22 protein-coding genes are annotated in these 25,957 nt (G+C 65.3%); 5 read left to right on the top strand and 17 right to left on the bottom strand.

Annotated elements, in window-relative coordinates; translation table 11 throughout:
* Positions 1 to 6 precede the first annotated feature (6 nt).
* Positions 7 to 285: a metal/formaldehyde-sensitive transcriptional repressor gene (locus tag GSQ87_RS03990; protein WP_158913443.1), complete on the bottom strand. Its 279-nt coding sequence runs from the start codon at positions 283 to 285 to the stop codon at positions 7 to 9.
* A 182-nt stretch (positions 286 to 467) separates the two neighbouring features.
* Here GSQ87_RS03990 and GSQ87_RS03985 point away from each other — a divergent pair, with 182 nt between their 5' ends.
* The gene (locus GSQ87_RS03985; protein WP_158913437.1) at positions 468 to 1,184 is read left to right on the top strand and encodes a superoxide dismutase; all 717 of its coding nucleotides are present in this window, start codon (positions 468 to 470) and stop codon (positions 1,182 to 1,184) included.
* 85 nt (positions 1,185 to 1,269) lie between these two features.
* Here the strand turns inward: GSQ87_RS03985 and chrA are convergent, their stop codons facing one another.
* Both chrA and GSQ87_RS03975 read right to left on the bottom strand, forming a co-directional pair.
* Positions 1,270 to 2,484 carry a chromate efflux transporter gene (gene chrA, locus GSQ87_RS03980; RefSeq protein WP_158913435.1) on the bottom strand — a complete coding sequence of 405 codons (1,215 nt, stop codon included), beginning with the start codon at positions 2,482 to 2,484 and terminating at the stop codon, positions 1,270 to 1,272.
* A 243-nt stretch (positions 2,485 to 2,727) separates the two neighbouring features.
* Entirely contained in the window at positions 2,728 to 3,081 is a 354-nt protein-coding gene (locus GSQ87_RS03975) for a c-type cytochrome (protein ID WP_158913433.1), read from the bottom strand.
* Between the two features lie 330 nt (positions 3,082 to 3,411).
* Here GSQ87_RS03975 and GSQ87_RS03970 point away from each other — a divergent pair, with 330 nt between their 5' ends.
* Positions 3,412 to 3,906, top strand: coding sequence for a heme-binding protein (locus tag GSQ87_RS03970; protein WP_158913431.1), 495 nt, complete (start codon positions 3,412 to 3,414; stop codon positions 3,904 to 3,906).
* Positions 3,907 to 4,031: 125 nt separating this feature from the next.
* On the opposite strand, the gene GSQ87_RS03965 is transcribed toward GSQ87_RS03970, so the two are convergent.
* From GSQ87_RS03965 to GSQ87_RS03945, 5 genes are all read right to left on the bottom strand, one after another.
* Positions 4,032 to 4,787, bottom strand: coding sequence for a hypothetical protein (locus GSQ87_RS03965; RefSeq protein ID WP_158913429.1), 756 nt, complete (start codon positions 4,785 to 4,787; stop codon positions 4,032 to 4,034).
* Between the two features lie 292 nt (positions 4,788 to 5,079).
* The gene (locus GSQ87_RS03960; protein WP_158913427.1) at positions 5,080 to 7,110 is read right to left on the bottom strand and encodes a TonB-dependent receptor; all 2,031 of its coding nucleotides are present in this window, start codon (positions 7,108 to 7,110) and stop codon (positions 5,080 to 5,082) included.
* Positions 7,111 to 7,506: 396 nt separating this feature from the next.
* The gene (locus GSQ87_RS03955; protein ID WP_158913425.1) at positions 7,507 to 8,490 is read right to left on the bottom strand and encodes a FecR domain-containing protein; all 984 of its coding nucleotides are present in this window, start codon (positions 8,488 to 8,490) and stop codon (positions 7,507 to 7,509) included.
* 73 nt (positions 8,491 to 8,563) lie between these two features.
* Positions 8,564 to 9,082, bottom strand: a complete 519-nt coding sequence (locus GSQ87_RS03950; protein WP_158913423.1) for an RNA polymerase sigma factor — start codon at positions 9,080 to 9,082, stop codon at positions 8,564 to 8,566.
* Between the two features lie 790 nt (positions 9,083 to 9,872).
* Positions 9,873 to 13,028, bottom strand: a complete 3,156-nt coding sequence (locus GSQ87_RS03945) for a sialidase family protein (protein WP_216838970.1) — start codon at positions 13,026 to 13,028, stop codon at positions 9,873 to 9,875.
* A gap of 335 nt (positions 13,029 to 13,363) precedes the next feature.
* Here GSQ87_RS03945 and GSQ87_RS03940 point away from each other — a divergent pair, with 335 nt between their 5' ends.
* On the top strand, positions 13,364 to 13,516 hold the full coding sequence (locus tag GSQ87_RS03940; protein ID WP_158913421.1) for a hypothetical protein: 153 nt from the start codon (positions 13,364 to 13,366) through the stop codon (positions 13,514 to 13,516).
* Between the two features lie 239 nt (positions 13,517 to 13,755).
* Here GSQ87_RS03940 and GSQ87_RS03935 read toward each other — a convergent pair whose 3' ends face one another.
* On the bottom strand, positions 13,756 to 15,273 hold the full coding sequence (locus GSQ87_RS03935; RefSeq protein WP_216838968.1) for a bifunctional diguanylate cyclase/phosphodiesterase: 1,518 nt from the start codon (positions 15,271 to 15,273) through the stop codon (positions 13,756 to 13,758).
* A 118-nt stretch (positions 15,274 to 15,391) separates the two neighbouring features.
* Between GSQ87_RS03935 and GSQ87_RS03930 the strand changes: the two genes are divergently transcribed.
* The gene (locus GSQ87_RS03930; RefSeq protein WP_158913417.1) at positions 15,392 to 15,667 is read left to right on the top strand and encodes a hypothetical protein; all 276 of its coding nucleotides are present in this window, start codon (positions 15,392 to 15,394) and stop codon (positions 15,665 to 15,667) included.
* A 45-nt stretch (positions 15,668 to 15,712) separates the two neighbouring features.
* Here GSQ87_RS03930 and GSQ87_RS03925 read toward each other — a convergent pair whose 3' ends face one another.
* From GSQ87_RS03925 to GSQ87_RS03890, 8 genes are all read right to left on the bottom strand, one after another.
* The gene (locus GSQ87_RS03925; protein WP_158913415.1) at positions 15,713 to 17,980 is read right to left on the bottom strand and encodes a xanthine dehydrogenase family protein molybdopterin-binding subunit; all 2,268 of its coding nucleotides are present in this window, start codon (positions 17,978 to 17,980) and stop codon (positions 15,713 to 15,715) included.
* Between the two features lie 2 nt (positions 17,981 to 17,982).
* Positions 17,983 to 18,975, bottom strand: coding sequence for a xanthine dehydrogenase family protein subunit M (locus tag GSQ87_RS03920; protein ID WP_158913413.1), 993 nt, complete (start codon positions 18,973 to 18,975; stop codon positions 17,983 to 17,985).
* Positions 18,972 to 19,439 (bottom strand): (2Fe-2S)-binding protein, encoded by a 468-nt coding sequence (locus GSQ87_RS03915; protein ID WP_254062734.1) that lies wholly within the window; start codon positions 19,437 to 19,439, stop codon positions 18,972 to 18,974. Before GSQ87_RS03915 ends, GSQ87_RS03920 begins: the two co-directional genes overlap by 4 nt.
* Complete coding sequence (locus GSQ87_RS22675) at positions 19,408 to 19,998, bottom strand: SDR family NAD(P)-dependent oxidoreductase (RefSeq protein ID WP_158913409.1); 591 nt, start codon at positions 19,996 to 19,998, stop codon at positions 19,408 to 19,410. Before GSQ87_RS22675 ends, GSQ87_RS03915 begins: the two co-directional genes overlap by 32 nt.
* A gap of 149 nt (positions 19,999 to 20,147) precedes the next feature.
* Positions 20,148 to 20,843 (bottom strand): SDR family NAD(P)-dependent oxidoreductase, encoded by a 696-nt coding sequence (locus GSQ87_RS03905; protein ID WP_158913408.1) that lies wholly within the window; start codon positions 20,841 to 20,843, stop codon positions 20,148 to 20,150.
* Positions 20,836 to 22,065: an MFS transporter gene (locus GSQ87_RS03900; protein ID WP_158913405.1), complete on the bottom strand. Its 1,230-nt coding sequence runs from the start codon at positions 22,063 to 22,065 to the stop codon at positions 20,836 to 20,838. The genes GSQ87_RS03905 and GSQ87_RS03900 overlap by 8 nt, the downstream gene beginning before the upstream one ends.
* Positions 22,066 to 22,683: 618 nt before the next feature.
* Entirely contained in the window at positions 22,684 to 22,992 is a 309-nt protein-coding gene (locus GSQ87_RS03895) for a cytochrome c (protein WP_158913404.1), read from the bottom strand.
* A complete protein-coding gene (locus GSQ87_RS03890; protein WP_254062733.1) occupies positions 22,992 to 24,161 on the bottom strand; it encodes a molybdopterin-dependent oxidoreductase in 1,170 nt (389 codons plus the stop codon). The genes GSQ87_RS03895 and GSQ87_RS03890 overlap by 1 nt, the downstream gene beginning before the upstream one ends.
* Positions 24,162 to 24,722: 561 nt before the next feature.
* Between GSQ87_RS03890 and GSQ87_RS03885 the strand changes: the two genes are divergently transcribed.
* The gene (locus GSQ87_RS03885) at positions 24,723 to 25,730 is read left to right on the top strand and encodes an MBL fold metallo-hydrolase (protein ID WP_158913400.1); all 1,008 of its coding nucleotides are present in this window, start codon (positions 24,723 to 24,725) and stop codon (positions 25,728 to 25,730) included.
* Positions 25,731 to 25,957: the final 227 nt, after the last annotated feature.

The following is a 25,957-nucleotide window of genomic DNA, read 5'->3' as shown; positions in this document are numbered from 1 at the left end:
CGCCTCCTACTTCAGATAGGTTCGAATGACCGACAGCAGGTGATCAGCCGCCTCGGTGTTGAAGGCGTCGGGGTGCTTCTCCCGATCGACCAGGTGCGTCTGCACATGGTCCTCGACCACTTCGGCCATCAACCCAGCCATGGCGGCGCGGGCGCTGGCCAGCAGGTGCATGACCTTCTCGCAGCCCGCCTCGCTGGCGAGCGCTCTTTCGATCGCCTCGACCTGTCCCCTGAGGCGGCGTGCGCGCGCCAGGAGCTTGTCCTTGTGTTCGATCGTATGGCTCATACCGCAGCATAGGATAGGTAGGGACCCTATAACAAGCTGCTCGCATTGGGCCATGCTGGCCGTTGAATTGGGCGAACTCCAGGCGAAGTCGGGGCCCCTAATACTGCCTTAAACGAGGCCTGCGACCGGGAGTGGATTACGCACCGCCCCAGGTGCGTCGCCACCGTTCCAGGAACGCCGCCATGCCCTCATTCGACTCCCCCAGCACGCTGGATCGTCGCGGCCTCATGGCTGCCGCCGTCACGCTCGGCGCCGTCGCTTCGTCGAGCGGCTTCGTCCAGGCGCAAACCCCGCGCGCGGCCGTCGGCGAGACCTACTCACCGCAGGCCAAGCCGCTCCCGTTCGACCCCAAGTCGATCCACGGCCTGTCCGAACGGTTGCTCGTCAGCCACCACGACAACAACTACGTTGGCGCGGTGAAGCGGTTGGGCGCCATCACCAGCCAGACCGCAGCGCTCGACCCCGCCAAGGCTCCGGGCTTCATGCTCAATGGGCTGAAGCGCGAGGAGTTGATCGCCTGGAACTCGATGATCCTGCACGAGCTATACTTCGCCGGCCTGGGCCTGCCGTCCGCGCGCGCGCCGCTGTTGGAGCAGCAGATCGCCAAGGATTTCGGCGGCTATGACCGGTGGGCGTCGGAATTCGCCGCTATGGGCAAAGCGTTAGGCGGCGGTTCGGGCTGGGTGCTCCTGACCTGGAGCAATCGCGATCGCCGACTGCTTAACCAGTGGGCCGCCGACCACACCATGACCCTGGCCGGTTCTACGCCACTTCTGGCGCTGGACATGTACGAGCACGCCTACGCGATCGACTACGGCGCCAACGCCGGAGCGTATGTGGACGCCTTCATGAAGGCCATCAACTGGAGCAATGCTTCCGCTGTTTTCGTGATGGTCTAGTGGAAACCTCGATGTCGCGTTTGCGACAATTCAGGGGCTCGCCCCACCGCCCTACGAGCCCCACCGAACTAGTGATGGAGTGCGATCAAACCGCCCGAGCCACGCCGGCGGCAAGCCCCAGGATCACCAGGACGACCGGCTGGGCTTTAAAGGCCGTGAGCAGCGCGAAGCCGCTCAGGACACAGGCGAAGTCGATCGGGTCCAGCACCGCGCTGATCCACACTGGATTGTAAAGCGCCACCGCGAGCAGGCCAACCACGGCCGCGTTGGCGCCTCGCATCGTGGCCTGTGCAGCGGGACGGCTGCGAAGTTGCGACCAGAACGGCAGGGCGGCGAGGAGGACCAATAGGCCTGGCAGGAAGACGGCGAAGAGGCCGAGCGCCGCCCCGGCGACTCGGTTCGGAGGCCCATACGCCGCGGCGCCGAGATAGGCGGCGAAGGTGAAGAGCGGCCCGGGCATGGCCTGGGCGGCGCCATAGCCAGCCAAGAAGGCGCCCGGGCTGACCCACCCGGGATCGACTACGGCCCGTTCCAAGAGCGGCAGCACGACGTGGCCGCCGCCGAAGACGAGGGCGCCGGAACGATAAAAGGCGCTGAAGCGGGCGATGGTTGGGTCGCCGGTCGAAGCGGCCAGCACCGGTGCGCCCACGATCAAGAGCAGGTAGGCCGCCAAGGCGACGATCCCAACCTTCGGAGATATCCGCCACAAGGGGCCCGCCGGCTCGCTGTCGCTCGTCCCTCGACAGAGGATAAATCCTGCCAGCGCGCCAAACCCGATCGCCGCGATCTGACCCATCATTGCCGGCGCCAAGGTGACGATCGCGACCGGGCCCACGGCGATCCCGGCGCGGCGGGCGTCCGGCGTCAGCGTCTTGGCCATGCCGAAGACTGCGTGCGCGACCACAGCGACGGCGACCAGCTTCAGCCCATGGATGGCGCCGTGGGCGATTGGCCCGCCCATGGCCGCGGCGCCAAAGGCGAAGGCCGTCATCAGGATCGCCGACGGCAGGGTAAAACCGGCCCAGGCCGCTAGAGCCCCAAGCGGCCCCGCGCGCAGGAGACCGATGCCGAAGCCGACCTGGCTGGAGGACGGCCCCGGCAGAAACTGGCAAAGGGCGACTAGGTCCGCGTAGGCGGCCTCGTTCAGCCAACGGCGCCGGGCCACGAACTCCTCGCGAAAATAGCCGAGGTGGGCGATCGGGCCACCGAACGCGGTGAGGCCAAGCCTCAGGAAGACGGCCAGCACCTCCAGCGGACCACCAGTGGTGGGCTTGCTCTCGGCCCCGGTCGCCTCACTCATGGAATCTCCACGACTTCGCGCAACAGCTCACGCAACTTGACCTCAGCCGTATCAAGGGCTTCGCGTCTGGGCTTCGTCGCCCTGTGGGCGCGCGTGCATGCGCCCGAGGGGTCAAGGGTGGAGGCCAGATAGCCGCCGTTCCATCGCGTGCGGCATCGGAATGGCGTGCTCGCGCACAGGCGGTAGCATGCCGAACCAGTTGCGGCTGCTTTAACCTACCGTGGAGAGTAAGCCTCCTCATCCCTATTTGCGAGCAGGTAGCCCTGCAATATAGTTGGCCACCTCAATGCGCTCCCGCGGACTAAGCGAGGTGGCGACCCGCCGCATCGCGGCGTTGTGGCCTTGTGGGCCTGCGTAATGTTCAAGCCGCATGATTAGGTATTTGGGCGATTTCCCTGAGATGGCCGGCGCACCGGTCTCAAGTGAACCGTCCAGGTCCACCCCGTGGCAGGAAGTACAAGCCGGAGCGCCATGGCCGTTACCTTCGCGGACGATCTTCGCTCCGCTGATGTCAAGCGGATCGGCGATGGCCGCGGTCCCACCCAGCACAATACCCGTCAATAAAACAAATCCAACCCATCTGCGATTGATTTGCACTTTTACTCCCATTGCACATTCCGATGGCCGACATTTAACTCTCGCCGCCGGAATCGCAATGCTACTGTGCTTTGGACTACCGAGAATCGCCCTCCCTGCACCAGCTGGCGATGCATGCGGGACTTATTGATCAGGAGATTCGCCCGCGGCCGGTGGCCTGGCGGCAAGGCCCGCGGGGCATCGCCTAACCTTTCTGCCGGACAGCGGACTTTCGGAGCAGCCGGAACGGGTTTTTTGCCCCCTGAGCCGATCGCCTAAATACGGACCTTCACGACATCTAGGTCCAGACCATCCACGCACCGTCTGATCCACTTCGAGAAAGACCCGACCATGACCCTTCGCACCTGTATCTTGAACTTCGCGGCCGCTACCGCCCTCGCGTCCACCCCTGCTTTCGCCCAACCGGCGCCTCTAGTGCGCATGGCGCCGATCCTCACCCAGGCCGGCGCCCAGGCGGCGCTGCGGAGGGCCGAACGGCTGGCCCGCCAGTCAAAAGATCCGGCCGCCATAGCCGTGGTGGACGCCGACGGCCTATTGCTCGCCTTCGAACGCATGGACGACGTGCGCCCGGGCAGCATAGAGCTCGCCATCGGCAAGGCCCGCGCCGCCGCCCTGCTACAACGTCCCACCGAGGAGCTGGAGGCCAATGTGGCTAGCGGCCGCTTCGGCTTGGCGACCGTCGGCCTGACCGCGCTTCGCGGCGGAGCGCCATTGAGGGCCGGCGGAACGGTCATCGGCGCCGTGGGGATCGCGGGTATCCGGAAGGAAGACGACGCAGCGACCGCAGCTACGGTCGCCGCCAAGGAGATGGGAGTAGCGCCGTGACCCCGGCGAGAAGGTCCAGATGGGCGAAGCGAGGTCTCGCCTTCTGCCCGCCTCGGCGCTGGCGAGACGCCAGATCGCGCCGGACAAGCTAGTCGTGCGCACACCCGCCAACGTTGCCCCCTTGCTCAAGCAGGATCGTCGATCGGGACGCCTATTATAGCCTTGATGATCAGATGGTCGGGATTGCTCCCGTAACCGGAGCCGACGCCAAAATTGATATCCCAATGACCAATCGATTTATCGATCGTTAAGAAGGTCGATTCATCGCTTTCGCCGAAATTTCCGAAGCGGTTAAAGCTTCCAGCCCCGTTATATGTCTCGACCCCCACGGCGAAGGTCTTGGTTAGGGCGTAGCTGATTTTGGTATCGAAATCCAACTCGGCCGGCGCGCTCTGCGGCCCCGACACCTTGAAATCCACGTTAGCGTTGAAGGCAACCGTCCAAGGCCCCATGCGCCTGCCGATGATGCCCTTAAGTTCGGCATTGTAGGGATTGATGTCGAGCTTCTTATCCACCGCCCCGATCTCGAAGTTCGCGCCCCAGAACCAGTCCTGGCCATCGTTTTTTGGCGCGATGAACTTGAGGCGCAGCTTGGCTCCGTCGATCCCGAAACGGCCGGTCCGGTCCAGCGTGGCCAAGGGCATGTACAGTCCGAATTCAAGGTTCTTAGTTATGCCATAGGCAAATTCGGGGGTGACCCGATACTGCTCAAGCGACTGCTGCTGACCTGGATAATCGTGGACGAGATCGCCAGTGGCGACATAGTTGTTATGAACGTCGAGCCCAAATTGACCTGGGTCGCTCATCTCGTCCATATACACTTGGATTTCTTCGGGCGCCGCGTGCGCACCGCCAGCTAAGAGCAGGCCGAACGCCGCCATGGCGGCTCCGCATAAACGTTGGCGCTTGCGAACGACGTGGCGCGGTCGCAACGCTGTCGTTTCATCCGCGGCCCTCTTTGCCCCCAAACGTCTCAATCCTACCCCCAAAGATACCCACGACATTCAAGGCGCCCAGAGCGTTTGCCGAAGCGATTGGCGCCGCGCCTTTTGCTTGACGCCGCCAACCGGAACACACCTCAATCGAAACTAGCCCTCCAAGCTTTCACCAAGCTGTCCCCGCAGTGATCCAAGGCCGCCGAGCGGGGCATCGGCGGAAGAGATTCTCTTCGCCTCAGAAGTCGCGCTTCACCGTCAGGCCGATTGTCCGTGGGCGGAGCGGCGTAGTCTGAGGGGCGGCCGCTAGGCTGAATGGGTTGCCGAAGGCGAAGGTGTCGGCGCGATTGTTCGCCGGGTTCTCGACAAACAGGGTCAAAGCCCAGCGAGGCCACTTGAAAGCCGCGGAAATTCTCGCGTCCAGATAGTCGCCCATGGTCGCGGAACGTTGCGGACCAAAGAAGAGGTAGGAGTGTCCGACATAGACCGCCGTCGCGTCGAACGAGAGGGTGTGCTCGTTCCCCAGGGGAAGGTCATAACCGACCTGCCCGTTGATCGAGCGACGCGGTACGCCTGGCAGGGTGAAGTCGGACCGCCCTGCTGCGAAGGTCGGATCGACCTCATGGAGGTCCGGAGCGGTGAACAGCGCGCCCAGCTGCAGCGTCAACCGCTTGATCGGCTTAACGCTGACTTCCCATTCCCAGCCGTAGACCTGGGCGTCGCCCACGTTGGCGACATAGGCCAGGCCGGACGGAAGGAACTGGTCCGCCTGCAGCTTGCGCCAGATGTCGTAATAGACGGCGGTGCGCGCATCGAGCCGGCCGTCAAAGGCCTGCACCTTGGCGCCGATCTCGTAGTTCCAGAGGGTGTCGGGTTGATAGGTGCGGTTGGGTTGCTGGCCGCCCTGGGGACTGAAGGCCTGCCCAATGGTCCCGGCGGTGTTGAACCCGCTGGCCCGATAGCCCTCCGAAGCCAGGATATAGGCCATGGCCGAAGGGGCGATGCGATATTGGAGCGACAGCTTGGGCGCCACATCGTGCATTGAGGTGCTGCCCGAAAACGGATCGCGGTCTCCCCCCTCGACCACCGACGACACGGTTCGCCGTTGCGCATAGAAGGCCCGCAGTCCCAGGGTGAGGTCGAACCGCGAGCTCAGGGCGTAATCGGCTTCACCGAACAGGGCCAAATCGACCAGCCGGTCGGTGCGGTCCTCGGTATAAAGGGCCGGCGCGCCGGTCGTCAGGCCCAGCCGGGTCTGTTCGTGTTCGTCGCCATAAGCCCCGTAGGCTCCCATGAGCAGTTTCAACCGCCCCCAGGCCGGTGGGTGGTAGTCGAGCTCCTGGGAGGTCAGACGGATCAAGGTGTCGTCGTCGTAAGCTGCCGGCGCGCCTGCTGGCCCGCCGAAATCGGCCAGCGCGTCGGTGGCGTCGTAGCGGCTGTCGAACTCGTGGTGGATGAACGAAGTCACCGCGCGGACGTCGCCCCAGCCGCCACGTCCCGAGATGTCGAGATAGGCCTGTTCGAAATCGTTGTCGTGCGGCTCGCGCACCTGCGTATCCCGCGCCAAGCTGTCGGCGCCGCCGGTCGTGTACTGCGTGTCTGCGCTATAGATGTCCTGATAGGTGTTGCCGAGCGTGACGATCCAATCGGGGGTCGGTTTGAAGCTGAACGCCCCCCGCACCCCGACCCGCTGGACCCCATTGGAGTGTGTCACGCCCAGCAGGGGCTCGGCGATGTAGCCGCCATCCTCTTCGCCATAGGCGACCAGGCGTACGGCGGCCTTGCCGTCCAGCAATGGGGTGTTGAACACGCCCTCGCCCGCAGCGCTGGGCGCGCCCGAAGCGGTGGCGGCGCCGGTGGCCGACAGCGAACCGGATGCGCGGTCGAACGCGGGCTTGTTCGGCACGATGCTGACGACCCCGCCGATCGCGCCGGCCCCGTAGAGGGTGCCCTGCGGCCCCCGCAGCACCTCGACCGACTGAACGTCGACCAATCTCAGGTCTGGATCGGGAGCATTGTAGGTGGTGGGCGTTTCCTCCCAATAGATGCCGACGGTGGACTGGGTGTGGCCCGTGAAGGCCCCGTCCGAAAGGCCGCGCAGCAACACCTTGTCGCGGCCCGGGCCCAGGTTCGTCACCGTCATGCCAGAAGCCAGTAGACGCAGGTCGCGGATATCCAGGCTGTCGGTCGCGGAGAGCCGGTCCGCGTCGACCTGCGTCACCGAACCAGGCAGGTCGAAAGCTGCGACATCGCGTTTGGCTGCGGTCACGACCACCTCGCTCGGGCTAGTGGACTTGGCCGGGGACGTCACAGGCCCGCGCGCTAGCGGCGGCGTTGATGTAGGCCGCCTTCCGATACGAAGCGTATGAGCGTCGATCCAGACCGGTGCGCAGTCGCTCTCGGCCAGGACGCGCGTCATCGCCTGCTTCGCGGTAAGTCGATCCGCCAGCAAGGGGCTGCGGCCGTGACAGGTCGCTTCAAGTCTCAGCGAGAGGCCGCCCTGCAAAGCGACGGCGAGCGCAGCGTCTGCAACCGGTTGCGCCGGCACGTCGAAGCGGATGCCTGGCTCCGCCGCTCGGGCCGCGAACGGGACCGCGCCAATGAATGTGGCCACCATGGCGGCCCTGCGGTTACGTCGCTTCAATTGCAGCCAGGGAGGCGGAAGTCAGGGTCGGCGTGAGCTTAGCACGACCTCGTCCCCGACAACCCGCGACTGAAGCGGCAGCAAGGCCGTCAGACGCCGGAGCGTCTGCGCTTGCGTGCCGAGTACGATCACACCGGTGAACTGGAGCTTAGCCGCCCGCGCGTCCGCCACACGTATTGGACGCGGAAACTGCCGGTTCAGGTCCGCCACCACGCGGGCCAGGGGCTGGTCGATGTAGAGCAGTCGGCCCTCTCTCCAAGCCAGCGCCGCCCCGGGATCTTGATGGAGCGTCTGGATCGAACCGCCTTCATGGTGAGAAGCCGCGCTCCCCTGGGCCAAACGGATCGCCTGTCCTTGGGTAGTTAATTGCACCACGCCACGCGACACGCTGAGCTGGGTGTCGCCCCCATAGTGTCGGATATCGAACGCCGTCCCTAGAACGCGGACCTGTCCGTCACCGACGGTGATCACGAACGGCCGGCTGGCGTCGTGCACCACGTCGAACGCCGCCTCCGCCTCTTCCATGTGCACGCGACGCTCACCGGGGACATAGGCGACGGTCAGGCGCGAGCCCGCATTGAGATCGATGCGCGTGCCATCCGGCAGCCGCACGATCCGACGCTCCCCGATCCCGGTTGCATAGGTCGTGGACACAGGAGCCGCGGGGACGGAAACCGTCCTCAGCGACTGCGCCACAAATGCACAAACGCATGCCGCCGCCAGACCGACGCCCCACCACTTGGCGTCTCCGATGCTTCGCCTCGCGGCGCGGGCGAAGGGACGACCTGCAGCTGAAATGGGTTGAACCGCCGCATCCAGTTCCAGCCAGATGGCCTGCGCCTGATCGAACGCCGCGCGCCGCGCATCGCCTTCGCCCCCTGCATCGAGCCAGGCCTGGAAAGCCAGCCAATCAGCTTCGACGACGGAGTCGCCGGATAAACGCGTCACCCATTCGGCCGCCTGGTCGCGCAATGCGGGCGAGCCGTGATCCGCCTGCCCCATCATCTGCGCCCGATCTCCCTCTTCAGCCCAAATGAAAGACGCCGCCGAGCAATGAACACCTCAAATCTGCGCCGCATCACAGCTTCGCCAGCAAGAATTTGAGCGCAGCGCTGATGTGCTTTTCCACGGCGCTACGCGACACGCCCATCACGACGGCGGTCTCGGCATGACTGCGCCCCTCCAGCTTGTGAAGCTGGAACGCGCGCCGGGTCTGCGGGGGCAATTGCTCAGCGGCGGCGAGCAAACGGTGCAGGCGTTGTCTGGCGTCCAGCGCATCATCGGCGGCGGGCGCGTCGACGATATCCACGCCGCCAAGCCTGACGCCGCTCAGCCCAGACCAGGCCGTCTCGCGCGCCGCGCGCCGGCCGTTATAGCGGGCCCGGTCCAGCAACAGGTTCGACCCCAGGCGATAGAGGTAGGCCATTGGATTGGCGATAATTTCATCGGAAGGAACGCGCAACGCACGCTCGTACATTTCCTGTACTAAGTCCTCAGCCGCTTCCCTGGAGTGCAGGCGCGCGGTGAAAAAGCGCACCAGATCCGGTCGCGCCGCCAGGTAGCTCTCGATCAGCGGCGCCGGCTGCGCCTTATGCACACTCAAATCGTAAACCGCATGGATTGAGAGCCCGCAGCATAGCCAACTACTATGCTCAACGGTCCTCCACGATGTCACTCTGCACTTGGGAGAGGATATATTCCACAAACGGCGCCGCCCACGATAACGACAGGCGGTTGCGGCAACCACACCCCAGCGCAGCTACACCCGGTCGCACGGGCGAGAAGGCGCGCATCGACGGCCGTCGTCATATCAAGGTGCGTTCGGTCACACTGCTATGCGGCCAAATAACCGCACGGACGAACGTGTATTTGATGATCCCGCCGAGCGCCCATCCCAGGGCGCCGCCGCCAACACCGCCTATCCCCAAGACACCGATAAGTGACTGAAAATCTGCAGCCCCCCAGCTCACAGCGAGAAAGGGCGCAATACTGTAGAGCCTGGGCCTGAATGCCGAGAGCACACCACGAAAAGCAAAGCGTCCGTGCGCGACATAAGTCCAGCACGCGCAAGCCATTATGGCGCCGGCGCCACTCGGAAGCGGACTGTCGGGGGCGTGCTGGAGGTGGCGTCGCAGAAGTTCAGCCATACCTTCGATGAGGGCGAACAACATCCATCGCGCCGGCTCGCCCCTCCCCGGCCGCAGACGCCCCCAAAGGCTAGGAGCCGTAACGGACGCTCTCAGGATTCGCCACTTCATACCTGTCGGACGCCACCGGCGGGGCGTCGCCACAGCATTCCACACGAAATTAATTACTCGTGGCCAACTGCGAGTGGGGCCCTCCCCCTTCGGCGGCGTCCATGGTTCTCGACGCCAACGCGGACGGCTTTAAGGCGCCAATGCAATGCGTCGTTTCAAAGAGCTGACCGAACGCGAAATTCTCGCCCTCGCCGGCGTTTGAGATGGACCTAACATCCCATCCGCCTCGACGCGCAGCACCGTCCACTTCGCTAGCGTCGCATCGAGCGCCCGGCTGGCCTGGGCGTAACCGCTCTCCGCATCCGGCGTGGGCGCCCCATCGGCGCCGTCCACCGCCTGCGCCAGGGCGTCCAGGCGCACCGCGATGTCGGCGAGGGCTTCGGCGGTCTGGGGCGGGACCGGCGGTCCAGCACGTGGCCCCTCCACCGGCACGGCGGCCAGCACCTGCAGCCGTGCGTCCAGCGCCGTCAGCTCCGCCCGGCGCTCAGGCCGGTCGGCGGCGGTCGAGACGAGGCGCTGGTGCATGTCCTTGGCGTCGTCGAGCGCCATCGTGGCTCGGGCGCGCGCGGCTTCCAGTCGGCGCGCCAGCGCGAATTCCCTGGCGAAATCGTCAGGCGTCACCTTGAGACGGGGATCGGGATGCAGCTCCAGCGGCTGGCGCAGCGTACGGCCGTCCACCGTCAGCGCCACTGTGTAGCGTCCCGGCGGCGCCCATACCCCAGCCCCGCCGCGCTTCTTGCCGGGCGTTAAACCTGCGGGAGCAGCGTAATGCAGGTCCCACACGAAGCGATGCGCCCCCGGCGTGGCGGCCGGCGGCGTCTCGACCGTGCGCCATTCTGGGGCGATGTCGAGCTTGGCCAGGTCTGGCGACGGTGGGACGTCGACGCTGCTGAAACGACGCACTTCGCGCCCCTGGGCGTCGAGGATGGTGATCTCTACCGGCTCGCGCGGGGCATTTGGCAACAGGTAGTCGATATTCGCGCCCATGGGCGGGTTGACCGCCAGCGGCTCGTCCTTGGGCATGGGCGTACCGGTGAAGGCCGACACCCGCTGGCGGATCGCCACGGCGGGCGCGAACAGGCGCAGGCCCGGCCGCGCGTCGACGGCTAGGTCGCGCAGGGCGGCGATATCGTCCAGCACATAGAAGCCGCGCCCATGGGTGGCGATCACCAGGTCGTCGCCATGGACCTCGATGTCGCGCACGGAGGTTCGCGGCAGATCGTTCTGCAGCGGCCGCCACGCCTCCCCGTCGTCGAACGAGACGAAGGCGCCATACTCGGTCCCCGCGTACAAGAGCCCCGGTCGCACCGGATCTTCGCGCACCACATTGACCGCGTTGAGCACGCCAACAGCCAAGCCCTGCGTGATCGGCGTCCAGTTCTTCCCGCCATCGCGGGTGCGGTAGAGGTAGGGCCTGGGGTCGTCCAGCCGGTGGCGATCCACGGCGATGTAGGCGACCTGAGCATCGAAGTGGGAAGGCTCCACCACGCCGATCTTGGACCAGGCGGCGAGCCCCTTCGGCGTGACGTCCTGCCACTTGGCGCCGTCGTCGAGGGTTCGCCAGACCTTGCCATCGTCGGTGCCGGCCCAGATCAGGCCCGGCGTCGAAGGCGAAGGGCCGATGGCGTAGACCACGCCTCGCCTCGGACCTGACAGCGGCGCGTCGGCGATGGTGGCTGCGTCGAGGGTGGCGGGGACCTCGGGCGTGGGCCGGGTCAGGTCCGGGCTGATCGGCGTCCAGTGCGCCCCGCCGTCCTTGGTGCGGAAGATGCGCTGGTTGCCGAAATACAGCGCGTGGTCGCGCTTGCCGAACACCAGCGGTAAGGTCCAGGTCCCGCGATAGGCGGCGGGAAAGGCCAGGGTGGGGTCCACATCGTGCGTCTGGCCAGACTTCAGGTCCAGCTTGTCCACCCGGCCGCCGTAGATGGTGTCGGGATCGTCCGGGTCGGGGGCGATGTTGTCGCTCTCCCCGCCGGCGGTGATCTCGTGGAACTGGGTCATGTTGATCCCGTCCTCGCCCGCGTCGGTGCGGCTCGGCACGCCGGCGGCCCCGGAGTCCTGCTGGGCGCCGTAGACGCGGTAGGGGAAACGGTTGTCGGTGGCCACGTGGTAGAACTGGCCGGTCGGCTGGTTGAACCAGCTGCTCCAGGTCCGGCCAGCATTCAGGGTCACCAGCGTCCCCTGGTCCACCCCCAGGATGCGACGGTCGGGATTGACCGGGTCGATCCAGAGGGTGTGGAAGTCGTCTCCGGTGGGATCGCCCTTGACCGGCAGGAAGTGCTTACCGCCATCCTCCGACTTCAGGATGATGGTGTCGCAGACCCAAACCTCGTCGGCGTTCCTGGGGTTGGACGTGATCCCGCCAAAATACCAGCCACGCTGCCAGATGCGGGTGTCGCCGGTGACCTTCACCCAGGTCGCGCCCGCGTCGTCAGAACGGTACAGCCCGCCATCGTCCGCATCGATCAAGGCGTAGACGCGGTTCGGCGCGGCGTCGCTGATGGAGAGTCCTATGCGGCCAGGCGCCTTGGGTAGGCCAGAGGTCAGCGGCTTCCAGGTGCGACCGCCGTCGGCGGACTTGTAGAGCCCTGTGCCCGGCCCGTTGGAGGGCGGATACACGTTCCACGGCGGCCGGCGGGTCTGCCACAGGGCGGCGTAGACCACGTCGGGGTTTCCGGGCTGGAACACCATGTCGATGGCGCCGGTGTCGGCGTCCTTGAACAGGGTCTTGGTCCAAGTCCTCCCGCCGTCGGTGGAGCGGAATACGCCGCGCTGGGCGTTCGGACCGTAGGGGTGGCCGAGCGCCGCCACCAGCAAGATATTCGGATCGCGAGGATCGACCAGGATCTTGCCGATCTGCTGAGTGTCTTCCAGCCCGATGGGACTCCAAGTCTTGCCGCCGTCGGCGGAGCGGAACATGCCCACCCCCTGGGCGATGTCGGAGCGCATGTCCGCTTCGCCGGTCCCCACGTACAGCACGTTCGGGGCGGACGGGGCGACGGCGATGGCGCCGATCGAACCCACCGGCGCATCGTCAAAGATCGGCTGCCAGGTGCGTCCGACGTCGTCGGTACGCCAGACTCCGCCGTTCACCGCCCCAAAGTAGAACCGCTTGGGATCGTCCGGCGCCCCGGCCACCGCCAGCACGCGCCCGCCCCGGAACGGGCCGATGGAGCGCCAGTGCAACTGCTGGAACAGGGCCGGGTCGACAGTCGCCCGCGCCTCCCCTGCCGTCAGCGCCAGCACACCCGCCAGGGACGCCACCCAAGTCAAGGATCTGGACACGGGCTTCCCCCTTTTGACGCCTAAGCGGCATTGTCAGCGCAAATATTCCGGGCGTGGCTCCGCCCCGGCTTGCTTCCTGTTCGGAGGCGGCCGTCATCGCATTCCATTGCAGAACAAGAAGGGACGCAACCGGCGGGCCCTGCAGTTTTGATCCATCTGCCCTAAAAAGGCGTGAACAACGGCTCCAGGTGCGTTTGGTTGACAGCGCCCTCGCCATCCATCGCGGCGTGGCCGTCCAGATCAGAACACCCCATCACATGCTTAATGAGCCCGCCAAAATCGTGGCCGGCGTTCACCCTAGCTAGCGGGGTCATCAGGAAATGGATGTCCAAGACGTGGGCGATCTGCGCGAACAGCCGAGATTGAAAAATCGAGACCGCGCCGTCGTCTTCAAGATTCAGCCGATCACTTCGGCAGCCCTCCGCGTGGCGGCCCTGCTTCAGACGCTGACCGACGTGCGAGGTTTGAACGAACGTTGCTCAGGGTAGGCCGCGAAAGGGCGCGGACGCCGCAACCGGGCTCGCTTGTGCAGATCGTCGGCGAGCGCCCGCAACTCGGCGTATGTGAGAATCTCGCTGCCCGCGAGGACGGTCTGCCGAAAGCGCGACGCGCGGTCCGTGTTGAAGAGGGATTCTGTAGTTAGGCAATGTCCCATAGCGTTTCCCCCGAACAGTAAAGTCAGGCGAATCCAAGATATTCCCGTTATCCGTGCAAATCTGGTCCGCGATCAGCCGGCGTTTAGAGTTTTCGACGCATCCAAATACATCAAGTCGAGCGCAGCGTCCGCCGAGAGGGGTCCGGCGTCGCCTTGAACCTCTTGGCACCCGTCCCGGGCGAGCATGGTCTGCTGTTGCAAATCCTGAACACCCTCCGCCGCGACCGTCAGACCTAAGCCGGCGCCCAAACCGACAAGCGCCCGCACGATGGCGGCCGATTGCGGATTGCTCCCCATCGCCTGTACTAAGCTGCGGTCGATCTTGATGCGGTCCAGTTTAAAATTGCGAAGATGGTAGAGGCTGGAGTAGCCCGTTCCGAAGTCATTCAGGGCGATCTTCACGCCGCTCGCCCGGATTGGCCCCAAGACTTGCTGCGCGCCGTCAAGGTCGGCCACCACCGCGCTTTCGGTGATCTGCAGTTCCAGGCGCGGAGGCGGCAAACCCGCATCGGCGAGGATCCTCATGACCCGCAGACCGAAGGTGCGGTCGCGAAGCTGAACCGGCGAGATGCTGAACGATAAAATCACGTCGCGGTCCCAGCGGACCGCTTCCCGGCAGGCCCGGGAAAGCAGGTCGTCGGTGAGGCTTGGGATCAATCCCGCCGCCTCAGCAATCGGGATGATCCGCCCGGCGTCGAGCGCTCCAAGCTCTGGATGGCGCCAGAGGATCACCGCTTCGAACCCGGCGAGGCGTCCCGAGCCGAGGCCGATGCTGGGCTGATAGAGCACCTCGAGCGCCGCCGAGCCGATCGCGGCGCGCAGGTCGCGCTCCAGCCGGTCCCGCGCCTTGATGTTCTGGTCCATCTCCGGCTCGAAGAAGCGCAGCGCGCTGACGCCTTCGGCCTTGGCCCGATAGAGGGCCACATCCGCCTTGCGTAAAAGCGCCTCGGCGTCGGTCCCATCCAACGGCGCAAGCGCGATCCCGATCCCCGCGCCCATCTGATGCTCGCCGCCCCCCGCGGTCACCGGCGGCCCCAGCATATCGATGATCCGCCGGGCGAGGCCCGTCGCGGCTTCGGCGCCCGAGAGATGGCGGGCGAGCACGGCGAACTCGTCGCCGCCCAGCCGCGCCACCATGTCGTCCTCCCGAACCGCCCGACGCAGGCGGTGCGCTGTTTGGATCAACGCCTCGTCTCCAACGGGATGACCGTGAAGATCATTGATCCGCTTGAACCCGTTCAAGTCGAGCATGAAGACGGCATGGACCGCGTCGGCGCCCGGCGGGGCCGCCAAGGCGTGCTTCAGCGCCGCGTCGAACTGCCGACGGTTCGGAAGGCCGGTTAGCGGATCTTCGAAGGCCAGCGCGCGGGCCTCCGCCTCGGCGGCGCGGCGGCGGCGCACCTCCCGCATCTGCGCGCGCATCCGCGTCCAGGAGAACAGGGCGAAGCCCAGGGCGCAAACGGCGAAGACCTCATCAAACTCGAGTACGCCCTCGCGGACGTTAGCCGTTTCATTCGGAAATATATCGAACTGCCAAGCTGCCAGCAGACCTGCCGCCACGACACTGCTGATCAACGCCGCGTCGCTCAAAGTGAATCGGTGGCGGATGATCATCGCTTTGACGCTCATGGAGCCCTGACCAACGAGAAATTCTTTACGAATGCCGCACTCTACGCCAAGATGTTCTACGGGACGTTAAAATCAAGCGTTGATCATTCCGGTGCTCCGCAACGTCGACGTTGCCCTTGCGAAGTTGGGCGCCGTCGGACCAGTCTGGGCTGCGGCGGGTGCGGGGCCGGGCGGCGCCACGACCGACGCGGACCATCCGCCGGCAAGCATCATGATGGTGACAGCCGAGATTGGATTAAGGAAGATCATCGTGTTTCCGATCTGCCTGCCGCCTCCTGGCCCTGCTTGTTCCAAGCGGGGAAAAGGCACGCACCACGCAGTGAGCATGCGTAAATTTGGTGTGACACTGCCGTGACGATCGCTTTGGACTTGCAGTTTTTATGAGGCCCCGCTGCCGGCCTTAGGCCAGGAGTTCTTCCATTCGGATGGGAAGGCTTCGCACCCGCCGTCCGGTAGCGTGGTGGACGGCGTTGGCGACCGCCGCGGCCGCGCCGACGCACACCACCTCGCCCAGCCCCTTGGCGCCAAGCCCGTTAAAGTTCGTATCCTCCCGGTCGATGAACTCGACCTCGCAGCGCCGCACGTCCGCGTTCACTGCGACTTGGTATTCAGCAATGTTGTTGTTGAGGAATCCGCCAAACCGTGGATCCACCTCACTGCCTTCCGACAGCGCCGAGCCGATACCCCAAACGATCCCCCCGTAGGCTTGGCTCTCAGCTGTCCGGCGGCTGATCACGCGACCGCAATCGACCACGGTCACGAACCGGGTCACCCGGGGGCGCGGTAGACGAGGATCGATACGGACTTCGGCGAAGTGCGCGACAAAGGAGAACGACACGTGGTCAGGGAATTCCGGCCCAGCCGTGGAGATCTTACCGATCGCCGCCTGCTTTAGAGCGTCCGGCTTGAGGCCTGGCACATCGCCGCGCCCTTCACCGTCGAGACCCGGAAGTCTCGCGGTTCGCAGGATATCGTCGACACGCTGGCGGCCGCCGTACCCGCTGAGCCAGCCATCCTGCAGCGTGAGCGAGGTCGGGTCCTGCCCGTGCAACGGACCGCCCTTCTGCTTGGTGGCCAATCCCGCCAACTGCTGGCGGATGGCCCGGGAAGCGTCGCGAACGGGCATAGTCGCGGTCGCCGCGCCCCACGCGCCGGCGGTTGTGTGCTGGGGTGGATAGGCGGTGTCGCCGATCCGGATCTCGATAGTCTCTGGATCGACCCCAAGCTCGGACGCGGCCACGACCGCGATGGCGGTGCGGATGCCCTGCCCCATCTCGTGACCGCCGACCGACAAGATGACCTTGCCGCCCCGCTGCAGTCGCACCTTGGCCAGCGCCGGCCCGATGTAGCCCGGGTAAGCGCCTGCGGCGACGCCCCAGCCGATCAAGACGCCGTCCGGATCTTGCATCGATCCGGGCGTCGCCGAACGCCGGTCCCAGCCGAAGCGGGCGGCGCCGCGCTCCAGACACTCCTTCAGCCGCCGAGACGAGAATGGCTTTCCGGTGATCGGATCGGCGACAGCGTCATTCTTCAGCCGCAAGGCGACGGGATCCAAGTCGAGCTTGATCGCCAACTCGTCCATGGCGCTTTCCAGGGCGAAGAAGGAGCCCATCTCCATCGGCGCTCGCATGAAGCCCGGCGTCTGGGTGTCCAGCTTCACCAGGGTGGTCGCGCCCCTGAAGGCGGGCCAAGCGTACATGCGCGAGGTGGTCTCCTCCCCCGTATAGGGCATGAGATCGAACCGGGAGGTCTGTGCGCGGACGAGGTGCACGCCCCCGGTCACCTGGCCGTCGCGAGTGGCTCCGATGCGGACGTGATGCTCGTTGGCCCCTCGAAAGCTGGTGGCGTGGAACACTTGGGAGCGGGGAACGGTCAGCTTGACGGGCCGACCGACCTTGCGGGCGGCGACCGCCGCCAGAATGGTGTGGGGCGACAAGGATCCACGCTGGCCGAAACCGCCGCCGACGTAAGGGGAGATCACCCGTATGTTGTCGGCGGGAATGCCGAGCTGAACCGCCAGCCCGCACTGCATCGCCTGGGACGCCTGGGATCCTTCATGGATAGTCAGGTGGTCGCCATCCCATTCCGCGACGACGGACAACAGCTCCATCGGGTTCTGGTGCTGGGGCGAAGTCCGATAGACCTCGTCCAAGATGACCGGCGCACCAGCGACGGCGGCCTCGGGGTCTCCATGCACGAAGTCGGGAAAATAGGGCGCGGCGACGGCCTGCTTGACCTCTTCCTGCCCCGCCGCGCTCATCTCCACTTCGAACGGTTCGGCCGCGTAGCTAATCTTCACCAGGGGCGCGGCCTCATAGGCCGCTTCCAAAGTCTCGGCGATCACCAGGGCCACCGCCTGTCCACGATAAGCGACGTCGGCCGACTGCAGCGGCTGCAGGCTCTGGATGGCATGGCCGCCGGCGAAGGAGAAGACGACGGGTTTGAGGCGGCCCAGGGTGCGGTAGTCCAGCACCACCAGCACGCCCTTGACCGCTTCGGCGGCGCCCAGATCGATGCTGGTGATCCTGCCCTTGCCGACCGTCGCGGTGATTGGAAGCGCATGCACCATGTGCGGCAGAATGCGATCGGCGCCGTAGATCGCCTTGCCCATGACCTTGTCCCGGCCATCGACCCGCTCGGCATTCGCGCCCAACTTGGTCTTGCTCATCGTCAGGCCCTCTCTCGCGCGATCTTAAGGGCTTCGGCCACCGTGTTGGCGCCGAGTTCGACCCGAAAAGCATTCTGTGGACGTGTCGCTGCGCCTTGGAGTGAAAGCCGACCCGCCTGGGCGGCGGCGGCCTCGGTAAAGGTCTTGCCGACCAGGCTCTGCTCGGCCGCGTGCGCTCGCCACGGCCGGGTCGCTAGCCCCCCCACGGCGATGCGGACGTCACGGATCACGTCGCCGTCCATATCGAGCGCAACCGCCGCCGACGCGACGGCGAAAGCGTAGGATTCCCGGTCGCGGATCTTGAGATAGGTCGAGGCCTTGCCGAGCCGACTCTTAGGGACCCGGATGCGCAGGATCAGCTCGTCCGGCCGCAGCGCCGTCTCCAGGTTGGGGGTCTGACCGGGCTCGCGGTGCAGATCCGCGACCCTGAGCGTCCGCGCCCCGGCCGTGCTCTGCACGTCGATCGAGGCGTTCAGCGCCACGAGGGCTATGGCGAGGTCCCCAGGATAGACGGCAATGCACTGGTCGCTGACCCCGAGAACGGCGTGACCGCGGTTCAGACCCTCGAGCGCGGAGCACCCGGTCCCAGGCTCGCGCTTGTTGCAGGGGTACTGGCGGTCGCGAAAATAAGCGCACCGGGTGCGCTGGAGCAGATTGCCGCCCAGACTCGCCATGTTGCGCAACTGCTGGGAGGCGGCGCGCCACAGGGACTCGGACAGGACCGGATAGTCCCGGCGCACCACGGGATCGTCGGCCACGTCGCTCATCCGGGCTAGCGCGCCGAACACCAGGGCCTCCCGGCCCTCGGTGTCGATGTGGTTGAGGCCGGGAATACGGGTGATGTCGACGACGGCCGCAGGCTGCTCAACGTTCAGCCGCATGAGATCCACCAGGGTTGTGCCCCCCGCCAGGATCTTTGATGGACGGCCCGAGCCGCCCAGGGCGCTGACCGCCGCGTCGACCGAGTGGGCGACAGTGTAGTCGAAGGGGTTCATACCGCCCTCCCCTGCGCCACGACCTGCTCGATCGCCGCGACAATACCGACGTAGGCGCCGCAGCGGCACAGGTTGCCGCTCATGTACTCGCGGATGTCGTCGACCTTGTAGGCATGGCCCTCTTTGACGCAGGCGATCGCGGACATGATCTGGCCCGGGGTGCAGTAGCCGCATTGCAGGGCGTCATGGTCGAGGAAGGCCTGCTGCATGGGATGCAGCCGACCGTCGGCGCTCGCGATCCCCTCAATTGTGGTGACCGCGCGCCCTTCGGCCTGGCGAGCCAGAGTCAGGCATGAAACCACCCGCCGGCCATCGATATGCACCGTGCACGCCCCGCACTGGCCGTGGTCGCAGCCCTTCTTGGCTCCGGACAAGCCGATCCGTTCGCGCAGAACATCCAGAAGCGTGCTCCGCGGATCCAAGTCTCCGAGATCATGGCCCACGCCATTGATCTGGAGGACCACGCCGCCTTCGGCGGGGGGCGCGGCCGCCGTGTTCGCCGGCAACACCGCAGCGGCGGTCCCGGCGGCCACGACTTCCCGCCGGTTGAGGCCCAGATGGTCTTCGTTGATCATCGCCGTCACCTTCCAAGTAACCTGGATCGATTGTAGGCTTGTTGGCCCGTTTACAGTGGAGGATTCCGCTGAGCATGGCGAAGGTGGTGTAGAAGGCGCTCTTGGACTCGGCGTAGCGCAGGAAGCCGACCTGCTGCACACAGACCTCTTGGGCGACGATGAGGTCCGCTATGTTGTTGACGACGTTCTCCGGCTTCACGATGCCGGCGTTGTTGATCACCACGTTGAGCGTCGGACACCGGCGGATGACTTCGCTTGCGCACGCCCGGATCGCGGCGGGATCGGTCACGTCCGGCGCCATCGTCTCCATGCGCAGGTTTGCTTGGGTGGTTTCGTCGAGGGCGGCCCGGCGTCGGCCGGTGATGGTGACCTTGTTGTCCTTGGCCTGCAGAGCTACGGCCCGAGCTTGGCCGATACCGGAGTCGCCACCGGTGATGATGATATGCATGTCCGACCCTTTCCGACTCGGTCTAACCTCGAGCCTGTGCTCCACCGACCGCCGTCAAAAGCTCTCACCGGCGCCTCACGGGCGCGAGCTAGGGGATGCAAAAGGGGTTAAGCGTTGCGGCCCTCCTCGCGCCTCCGCGCCCTACGACGTCACCAGGAGACGGTCCGTCCGTCGTAGTTGAGGTAGTGGAGCCCGCGTTTCCCGGCCTGGCCGGTCAGAACGTCGACCACGCGCGGTATGCTCTCCTCGATCGACAGGTTCGCGCTGGCCCCTCCCATTTCCGTCCGCACCCAGCCGGGGGCCATGGCGACGACCGCGCGGCGGGTCGCCTGGCGCGATGCGAAATCGTGCAGGAGCATGTTCAGCGCGGCCTTGCTGGCGGCGTAGGCCGCCCAGATGCCATCGACGTTCTCGGTCTGGCTGCCGAGGATGGAGGACATCGCGGCGAGGACGCTGTCCGGCGGCGCCAGATCCTGCAAGATCTCCAAGGCCCGCACGGGACCTAGGGCGTTGGTCACCATCATAGCGGTGAACCGGTCGTCAGGGATCGCGTCCATGTTGGCGTCGATGTCCGTGCAAACCCCGGCGTTGGCGACGATGAGGTTGAAGCAGCGCCCCTCAAGCCGGTGACGCAGGGCCCGGAGGTCCTGGGCGCTCGTGATATCGAGATGTTCGACGTCCAATCGCTCCGCGACATCGGCGGGGAGATCTTGCAGAGCCCGAGGCGGCGGTGCGCGGACCGTGGCCACCACAGCCCACCCTCGCGCCAATAGGTCCTTTGTCATGGCAAGCCCAAGGCCGCGGGATGCGCCAAGGACGAGCGCGACGTTGCGAATGTCAGACATTGTTTTCGCCTTTCAGGCTGGGGGATGTGCGGATCACGCTGGCGATCAGCGCGAGAAGGCCGGCCGCGACGCCAGCGATGGCGACCGTTGACCAGCCGAGTTGGAATAGGGGAGCGGCCAGGGCGGAGCCAAGGGCGCCGCCCAGAAAGAACATCGCCACAAACAGACTGTTGAGCCGGTTGCCGGTTGCGTCGTCCATCGACAGGAGCTGACGTTGGGAGATCACCAGGTTCGCCTGGACGCCGCCATCGAGCAGGGCGGCCGCGAAAGCCAGCAGCCACACCGAGTGGAACGCCAAGGCCAAGCAGAACGCCGCGACCATCGCGACGACGCCCGCCTGCCCGACCCAGCGGCCGAAGCCGCGATCAGCGAGGCGGCCCGCGAGAGGGGCGATGAACGCGCCCAAGCCTCCCAGCAGGCCGAACAACGCGAAGTCGCGGGGACTGAGATGGTAGTGTTGGACCAGCTCCAGCGGAACCGCCGTCCAGAACAGGCTGAACCCGCAGAACAGCAGGGCTTGGACGAACGCCCGGCGCCGCAGCTCAGGCGTATTGGCGACGAGCCCCGACAGCGAGCTGACCAAGACTCGGTAGGATCGGGCGCCTACAGGCCGGCGATCAGGCAATCCAAGGCCCAGAACTGCTGCAGCCAACCCGACGACAGCTGCGTCGAGCGCATAGAGCGCACGCCAGCCTATAGCCCCGGACACGACGGTGGCGACCGGCCACGCCAGCAGGATTCCGATGAGAAGACCACCCGTCACCGTGCCGACGCCCATCCCACGGCGGTTCTCCGGCGACATGGCGGCGGTCATGGCGACCAGGAGTTGGACCACCACGGCTGAAGCACCGATGCCGAAGCAGGCCATAAGGAAGGCCACGCCGCTTTGCGCCACCGCGGCACACCCGAGCGACAGCGCCGACACGGCCATAACGGCAAGGAGGAGCCGCCGGCTCCGGACCAAGTCGCCAAGTGGGCCGACAAACAGTAAACCGAAGACGTAGCCGATCTGACCAACCGTCACGACCAGACCTGCCATGCTGGCCGGCATGGCGAGGTCTCGTGCGATCTCGGACTCGAGGGGTTGAGCAAAGTAGCTCCCTGCGGCGACTACGCCGCAGACCGTGGCCAGGGCCGCCGTCCCGATCGGCGAAATCGCAGCCCTCTCCGGCCGAATAAGCCCGTCGAAAGCGGTCATGGTTTCCTCGAAACGCAGCGCCATTTGGCTTGTGCCTGAACGGTACTTTGCGCGCCGCCGCTCCTTGCATTAAGTGCTGTTAAGTCATGTGATTTTTGCGAAAAGATGCGGAGTGCAAATGGCGTACGATGGACGGCTCTTGTCAGGCGTCACTGTTTTGGCCGCCGTCTCACGCCTTGAGGAGCGCATGGGGGGCCGTCACCTGTCGATGGCCTGCTCTGCAGGGGTGAAGTTGAGCTAATTTGCGATCTGTCGGGTTGCGCTCATCCGTCCGGCCTGTTGGCGCGGCGCTTATGCCCGCTGGCCCTGATGGTGGTCCACTGGCCCGGTCCCTCTCAGTCCAGCGAGCTCGATGGCTCCGACAGCACCTCGGGTTGTCCTGGTTAGGCGACCGTGCTCAGACCGTCTCCCATCCCCCACCCCGACGCGCCTTACCGCAGGGGACATTTCAGCCGACAGAGCCACAACACCTTCAATCTCCAACCCCACCTCGTTTCCAGACCGACGCTGCGGATCTTCAGAGCCGCAGCTCATCAGGCTTGGGCCGAAGCTACGAAATCCGCCTAAACCAGAGCTCCACCGCCAGCCAGACGGCCTTCGCGCCGAAGCGAATTTAAGTTGTCGGCGCCCTGCCGACGGCCCCTACCTGCCATATGTTGCGGTGAGGTAGTCGATAATTTTAGGAACGTTTTCATCCTTGATCGGTGCACCGTAGGCCTTCTTCATCTTCGCCACCTCCGCTGTCCAAAAAGCTCTAGGTTCTTTAAACACGCGCGGTTGCGTAATAATGTAATCCACCGAATGGCAAGCTGAGCAATTCGCCCGCACGATCTCTATATCGGGCCCCGGCGCGAGCTTGGCGGTCTCCGCCGGCGGCGTATAGGCGACGGGTGTGGCGAGGCTGGATCCTGGAAGCGCCAGGGCGGCAAGAACGATAAGCTGAACGCGCATCACGCGACCTCCACCGTCACCGTTTCAACCCCGTTGCGCATATAACCGGCCGGGTTCCAGAGGGACTCTAGGGGCTGGGCTTCCCCCGATCGAGCGACAGCCCTGACCTTGATCGCCCGGCGCCCCTTGGGAAGGCGCACCGAGGCGTTCCAAGGCCGGAACGAATACTTTCCGAGATCATGCCCTAGCGCCGCATTGCTCCAACTCACGCCGCCATCGGTGGATATCTGCACCTCAGCTATGCCCGAACCGCCATCGAACGCGATCCCTCTCACATTGAGATTGCGGCCGGCCTCGACGACGACGCCGTCAGCTAGGTTGGTGATGAAGCTGCGAACATTGTATTTCCCGATCGGACGGGTGGTTTGGGCGGAGGTTCCTGGGGGCACGCAAGCACAGGCGTTGTCCGGTACGCGGTAGGCGGTGGACATCCAGAAATTATCCAACGGCTTGTCCAGCACTGTGATCTCGTTGACGTGCTTGACCCAGTAGGTGCCATACCAGCCCGGCACGATCAGGCGCAGCGGAAAGCCGTTCAAAATAGGAAGATCCGCGCCGTTCATGCCCCAGGCCAACATCACTTCGCCATCCAGGGCGTGATCGACGTCGAGCGCCTTGGCGAAATCGGGCGTGCCCGCCATGACCGGACCGTCCATCCCGTCGAATCTGATCTGCACGGCGTCCTTCTGGACGCCGGCCCTGGCAAGCACAGCCTTCAACGTCACTCCGCGCCAGCGAGCATTCCCCATCAACCCGTTGGCCGCCTGGCCGCCCCCTACTCTCGGCTCGGAGAAGCCGCGCCCATTGCCTGAGCATTGATTGACCGCCACCAGATCGACTGTCGGCATCGCCTTGAGGTCGGCCAGGGAAAGAACCAAGGGCCTGTCCACTCGTCCCTTGATCGAAAGCGTGAAGGTGGCCGCGTCCAGCTCCTGGGGCGGCGCATTGGCGAGATGGTAGCGGACGAAGAAGGCGTCGTTCGGCGTCAACACACCCTCGTCGTAGACGCCGAAGGGCGTCTCGAGTTGGGGCGGGCGGGCCGTCAGGCGAATCAATGGCCGCTTTTGCGGATAAGCCACCAGCGGACGTTCGCCGTTCTCGAACGGCAAGGTGACCGTCGCCGCCTTCGCCATGCCGCTCATCCCGAACGTCAAGGCCGCCTCGATCAAAGTCCGCCTTAGAACATCAGCCATCTTCGGTCCTCCACGGAAGGAATCTGTCACGAACGGAGCGGCAGGGAAATCAGGCTCTTATCCAATTCCGATCGCGGTGCTGTCAGTCCAACGCGAACGTGTCTCCACTTGGGCGTAGCTCTCCCAAACCCGAGCGAGCTCTATCCCACGACCTGCCCCCACTCAGCCAGGGCGGCTGAGCGTCGGTCTTTGTAGGTTGTGCGGCTGACGAGGTGGCGTGACATTGTCAGCGCAAATGTTCCGGGCCTAGCTCCGCCCCAGCTTGCTTCCTGTTCGGAGGCAACCGTCATCGCATTCCGTTGCAGAACAAGGAGAGGCGCGGCCGGCGGGGAGGCGTTCCTGAATCAGGCTCGCGCGTAAGGTCAAACCGTGACCTCCACGTCAAGATGATGCTTGACACGGTAAAGGCGCTTGGCGTGGCCAAGGCAGCCCTCTAGCATCCCGGAGCGCCATGCGCCTTGGCAGTTTGAACTTCTGACGTCATCAGGACCGCAGCGCCACGACGGCGTTGCGGCATTGGGCAACGCGAGCAAATGCATGATCACAAATCGGACCGAGATGTCCGCGCTGCGCGCCCTGACGCGGATCGCCAGCCTTCTTCTGGCCCTCGCCGCGAGCGCCGCCCACGCTCAGGTCCAGGCCCGGCCTGACGCGTCGCCGGCCAATCCCCCCGCCCCCTTCGTGCTCAAGCAGATCGGTCCGGGCGTCTACGCTGCGATCGATGGTCCGCAAGGAAGCTCAGGTTCCAACGCCGGCTTCGTCGTCGGCGACGACGGGGTCCTGGTGGTCGACAGCTTCTTCAATCCGGATGCGACCAAGGCCCTGGTGGCCAGCATCCATAAGATCACGCCCAAGCCGATCCGCTATGTGGTCAACACCCACTACCATATCGATCACGTCGGCGGTGACGCCGTGCTGCGCGAGGCGGGCGCTATCATCATCGCTCATCGCAATGTGCGTGGCTGGATACACGAGAACAACGTCAACCTGCTCGGCACGCACATCACGCCGCAGTTGCGCGCCCAGATAGCTAGCTTGGCCGACCCGGACCTGGTCACCGACAAGCCGCTGACCATCTGGCTGGGCTCGCGCCGGGTGGACGTGCGCCCCGTGGAGGGTCACACCGGCGGCGACCTGGCGATCTTCGTACCCGACGCCAAGGTGCTGTTCTGCGGCGACCTGCTCTGGCGCAAATACCCGCCCAACATCATCGACGGCACGGTCGGCAAATGGATCGCCACCGTCACGGAATTCCAGCATCTGCCGAACGCCAGCGCCATGACCTTCGTGCCGGGTCATGGCGACGTCGCCAATATCCAGGACGTTGCTGATTTCGACGCCTATCTGAGGGAGCTTTCAACCGATGTCGCCGCCGGCCGCGCTGCCGGACTGACCGGCAAGGATCTGGTGAACACCGTCGTTCCCAAGCTCAAGGGCCGCTTCGGCGATTGGGAACATCTCGATCGGAGCGCGCCAACCGAAGTTGGCTACATGGACGCCGAACTGGCCGGCGCCAAGCAGGTGCCTATTCCGACCGGAAACTAAGCCTCGGCGGCCAGAGCGCTTTCCGACAAAGTGGCGACAGGTTCGTCGGAAAGCGCACAAAATCAAAGATCTAAAGCGTCTAGCGGGAGACGAAACCATTCGAATACGTCGCCTGAGCGGAGTCGCTGGAGACGGAGAGCAGGTGGAAGCCAGACTTGGCGGTCCCTCCCGCGCAGTTACAGCAAATTAACGCGACACCGTTCGGCTGCCCAAGCTAAGCCTTGCCA

It is taken from the genome of Caulobacter sp. S45 (assembly GCF_009765965.1).
In the GTDB taxonomy this organism is placed as follows: domain Bacteria; phylum Pseudomonadota; class Alphaproteobacteria; order Caulobacterales; family Caulobacteraceae; genus CAHJWH01.
The sequence above is the reverse complement of the archived record's forward strand: the minus strand, read 5'-3'. Positions and strand labels throughout refer to the sequence as shown.

Excerpts from the sequence above, each read along its gene's own strand:
- GSQ87_RS03970 (WP_158913431.1), top strand. The coding sequence starts at position 3,412 with ATGACCCTTCGCACCTGTATCTTGAACTTCGCGGCCGCTACCGCCCTC.
- GSQ87_RS03900 (WP_158913405.1), bottom strand. The coding sequence starts at position 22,065 with ATGGCGCTGCGTTTCGAGGAAACCATGACCGCTTTCGACGGGCTTATT.
- GSQ87_RS03920 (WP_158913413.1), bottom strand. The coding sequence starts at position 18,975 with ATGAACCCCTTCGACTACACTGTCGCCCACTCGGTCGACGCGGCGGTC.
- GSQ87_RS03905 (WP_158913408.1), bottom strand. The coding sequence starts at position 20,843 with ATGTCTGACATTCGCAACGTCGCGCTCGTCCTTGGCGCATCCCGCGGC.
- chrA (WP_158913435.1), bottom strand. The coding sequence starts at position 2,484 with ATGAGTGAGGCGACCGGGGCCGAGAGCAAGCCCACCACTGGTGGTCCG.
- GSQ87_RS03985 (WP_158913437.1), top strand. The coding sequence starts at position 468 with ATGCCCTCATTCGACTCCCCCAGCACGCTGGATCGTCGCGGCCTCATG.
- GSQ87_RS22675 (WP_158913409.1), bottom strand. The coding sequence starts at position 19,998 with ATGCATATCATCATCACCGGTGGCGACTCCGGTATCGGCCAAGCTCGG.
- GSQ87_RS03925 (WP_158913415.1), bottom strand. The coding sequence starts at position 17,980 with ATGAGCAAGACCAAGTTGGGCGCGAATGCCGAGCGGGTCGATGGCCGG.
- GSQ87_RS03955 (WP_158913425.1), bottom strand. The coding sequence starts at position 8,490 with ATGATGGGGCAGGCGGATCACGGCTCGCCCGCATTGCGCGACCAGGCG.
- GSQ87_RS03895 (WP_158913404.1), bottom strand. The coding sequence starts at position 22,992 with ATGCGCGTTCAGCTTATCGTTCTTGCCGCCCTGGCGCTTCCAGGATCC.
- GSQ87_RS03885 (WP_158913400.1), top strand. The coding sequence starts at position 24,723 with ATGATCACAAATCGGACCGAGATGTCCGCGCTGCGCGCCCTGACGCGG.
- GSQ87_RS03965 (WP_158913429.1), bottom strand. The coding sequence starts at position 4,787 with ATGGCGGCGTTCGGCCTGCTCTTAGCTGGCGGTGCGCACGCGGCGCCC.
- GSQ87_RS03990 (WP_158913443.1), bottom strand. The coding sequence starts at position 285 with ATGAGCCATACGATCGAACACAAGGACAAGCTCCTGGCGCGCGCACGC.